This window comes from Bradyrhizobium sp. MI1.3, assembly GCF_055811695.1.
On sequence record NZ_JBVVPQ010000173.1, the window covers coordinates 1 to 3237 of the forward strand.

Below are 3237 nucleotides of genomic sequence, written 5' to 3' on the forward strand. Positions count from 1 at the left end.
GAAAGAATATGCTACCAGATGCGGTACAATGAGTCGGAGTACCGGCATCGCCATGTTCAAAGACCCGCTCTTCAAGAATGCGGTCGAGTCGATCCAGCTCGGCATCGAAGACTACGGGGCAAACGACCCCAAGCGCGCGCTGTCCGCGGTACGAAACTTCTATGCCGGCGTCCTGCTGCTGGCGAAAGACGTTCTCGTTCGCGCCGCTCCGGCTGCCGATCCAAAGGACGTCTTGGGTGCCCGATACAAACCCGTACCCGACGGCCAGGGCGGGATAAGGTACGACGCCAGCGATCGCACCATCGACTTCAGCGATCTCGAGGACCGCTTCAGGTCCTTTGGCCTGAAGATCGATCAGGCTGCGCTTAGAGATATCAATCGCATTCGCAACGACATCGAGCACCTCTACTCAAGCGCCAGCCCGAAGACCGTACGGGAGGCCATTGCGACCGCCTTTCCGGTGGTGGTCGATCTGTTTCGACTGGCCAACGAGGATTCCCGCGTAGCTTTGGGGGATAGTTGGCAAGCCATGCTCGAGGTCAAGGCGTTCCACGACCGTGAGCTTGCTGAATGCCGTGGAAGTTTTGACGGCATCGATTGGAAGTCGGCGGCCATGTCGGAGGCAGCGCTGCTGTGTCCTGAGTGTGCTTCGCATCTGGTTTTCCGCAAGCATGGCACCCGGAGCGATCTTCAATATGCCGACGCGGTGTGCCGTGCTTGTGGTGAGGAAATCTCCGCCGAAAAGCTTGTCGAGGTCGCTCTCGATGCTCATTTTGAAGTAGAGGCGCATGTTGCGGTGACGGACGGAGGCGAGCCCCCGCTCTATATCTGCCCGGAATGTGGCGTCACGGCATATGTTATCTGGAACGAGGAAAATGGCTGTGTCTGGTGCGAGACTTCGTTGGAAGGGTGCTCCGTATGCAGCGTAGGCCTTACGCCCGACAACGTATCCGACAGCGATTCGACGCTCTGTTCGTATTGCGACAATCAGATGTCGAGAGATGATTAGCCGCTGCTGAACGTGGTATGTGGTTTCAAGTTAGAGCCGATGGCGAATGGCGTAATTGCAATCAGAGGGTTCGACTACCAGGCCACCATTGTTCTGGAGGCGCTGTTCGATCACTTCGAAAACCATGGACCCGACGCCACAGTGCGGCCAGAGGGGCAGGACGACCTCGATCTTCATTGGACCGAAGGCGCGGAAGCGCACTTGCATCATATCCAGGTGAAGAAGCCGAGGGAGGACAAGAACGGTGATCGTCAGCCTGCGGCATGGACGCTTACCGAGGTCGTCAATGAATTGCTGCCGGGGACCATCGCTCGGCTGGCAGGCAACCGCTCGGAGCAGGTGTGGGTATTGGGCGATGACGTGGCAGCGGAGGTCCGGTCGGTAGTCGAGGCGGGAAAGACGGCGCCATCGCTTGCGTCAGCGCCATACTGGACGACGATCCATTTGCTGGCCCGTGCCAAGGCGCTGAACGAAGGTAGACCGCAAGGAACGGCCGGCGACAAGTTGGCTCGCGCGCGCGTCAACGGCACGGTTCCGGACGACCCGGCGGAGGCAATGGAGAAGCTTGCAGACGACATGAAGACGCTCTGCGCCCCCGTGGGGGCGCCGGACGAATTTGCCGATCAATACCGGCGGCACATGTTCGACTTTCACAGCTCTCTGCCCGACGTGCTGCAGCGGACGACGATCCGGAGCACTTTCGGCAGCGAGGAGGAAGTCGCGGAGCGCGTATATGCCCGCCTGTCGACCCGATACTCGCTGTCCCGCACCGTCGTGGAACGGGCGCTGTTTCGGAACCTGCGAGGGTTCATCAACGACATTTCAAAGCAGACGGGACGGACTTTCGATCAAGCGGAATTCGATCTGGAGCTGCGATCGGTGTGGCCGCATATGATCCCGATCAAGGCTCCGTTGTCGCTACCCGCCAATTTTGTCATCCGTCCCCAGCTGACGGATCGATTCACGAAAGCATGGAGCGGGCGGGCGATCGAAATCGTAGGGACCTCGGGTTCAGGCAAGACAATGCTTGCATCCGCCGCAATCAGGCAGTCGGAGGCGGCTGAGCCCGATCGCGCCGCCTACTAGGCCGAGGTGAGGGACAACGTCACTTTGCGCGACATCCTGGTCGGTGTGGCGTTTCAGCTGCGTCGCGCCGGCATTGTGCAATTGTTCTCAGGCGGGGTCGAAAGCGGCGTGTCTGAAGAAGAAATGCTGACACGCCTTGCACAGTCGTTCTCCGTGCTTCCAATCAAGACGTTGTTGCTGATCGACCTGGTCGACGGAACCTGTAGCCCGGCGTTTGCGCGCGATCTGGCAATTTTTGTTCGTGCGCTGTCCTCTGCTGCTCAGTGCCGGCTGGGGATTTTTGGGCAGGAAAGCGCGCTGCGACAGTTCAGCAATCTCGAGCGCGATCGCTGTGAGGTGCACCGTATCGAGATTGACGGCTTCGGCTTCGAGGAGTTTGTGAACCTCGTCGCTCGCAATCATCCCAATCCAGACCGTGCGATCTTGTGGGACGTCTATCATCGCGTGACGGCGGGCCGCGCTTCGGGCCTGATCGCTCAGCTCGCGGCGGTGCTGGCCGACGCAGACACTTTGTCGGCGATGCAGGACATGGCGGCAAGACCGCCGGATGAGGTGTTGCCATATGCCGAACGGCAGCGATTTGATCGTGTGAGCGCAAGCTCGCGTCCCGCGGCGGAAAAGCTGTTTTGCTTCATGTTGCCATTTGCGCGATCTGACGCAGAGCAGATATTTCCCGACGACAACATCGGAGCTGCAATCAAGGAGTTGCAGGATCTCGGGCTGCTTCGGGCGCGAGGCGACGGTACCTTCGAGATGCATGAGACCGTGCGCGCGGGCCTCGAAAGCCTGATTGCGCCGGGGCTGCGCCGAACCGCGCACAAGCAATTGGCGTCATGGTACGAAACGAATGGGCCTCTCACGGCGCAGATTCTGCATCTTGAAGAGGCCGGCGAAGAGAGTGCCGCGCGTGATCACGCTCGCCCCGATCTACGCTTCGTTCGAAACTACTGGCTTACCTCGCATCCAGACACGCATGAAACGCGGAGAGTTCAGGAGGTACACCGCTTCATCACGGCGTCCGTGAGGGCCGCTAGGTCATCTTTCGAGGGGACTTGACCGCGCTTCCAGATCGCTCCGGAACAGCTTCGAGCGTCGCTCCTGATCCGGCGCATTCAATGAACGCCCTCAGGGCGGACGAGACG

At 59.9% G+C, this 3237-nt stretch carries 3 protein-coding genes; all 3 read left to right on the forward strand.

Translation table 11 applies throughout. The annotated features are described in order from the left end of the window. On the forward strand, positions 1 to 1009 hold a 1009-nt coding region (locus tag AC0L3A_RS40310), incomplete at its 5' end, for a hypothetical protein (protein WP_473256535.1). A gap of 12 nt (positions 1010 to 1021) precedes the next feature. Next, complete coding sequence (locus AC0L3A_RS40315; protein ID WP_473256536.1) at positions 1022 to 2095, forward strand: hypothetical protein; 1074 nt, start codon at positions 1022 to 1024, stop codon at positions 2093 to 2095. Positions 2096 to 2119: 24 nt separating this feature from the next. Continuing rightward, positions 2120 to 3151, forward strand: coding sequence for a hypothetical protein (locus AC0L3A_RS40320; RefSeq protein WP_473256537.1), 1032 nt, complete (start codon positions 2120 to 2122; stop codon positions 3149 to 3151). Positions 3152 to 3237: the final 86 nt, after the last annotated feature.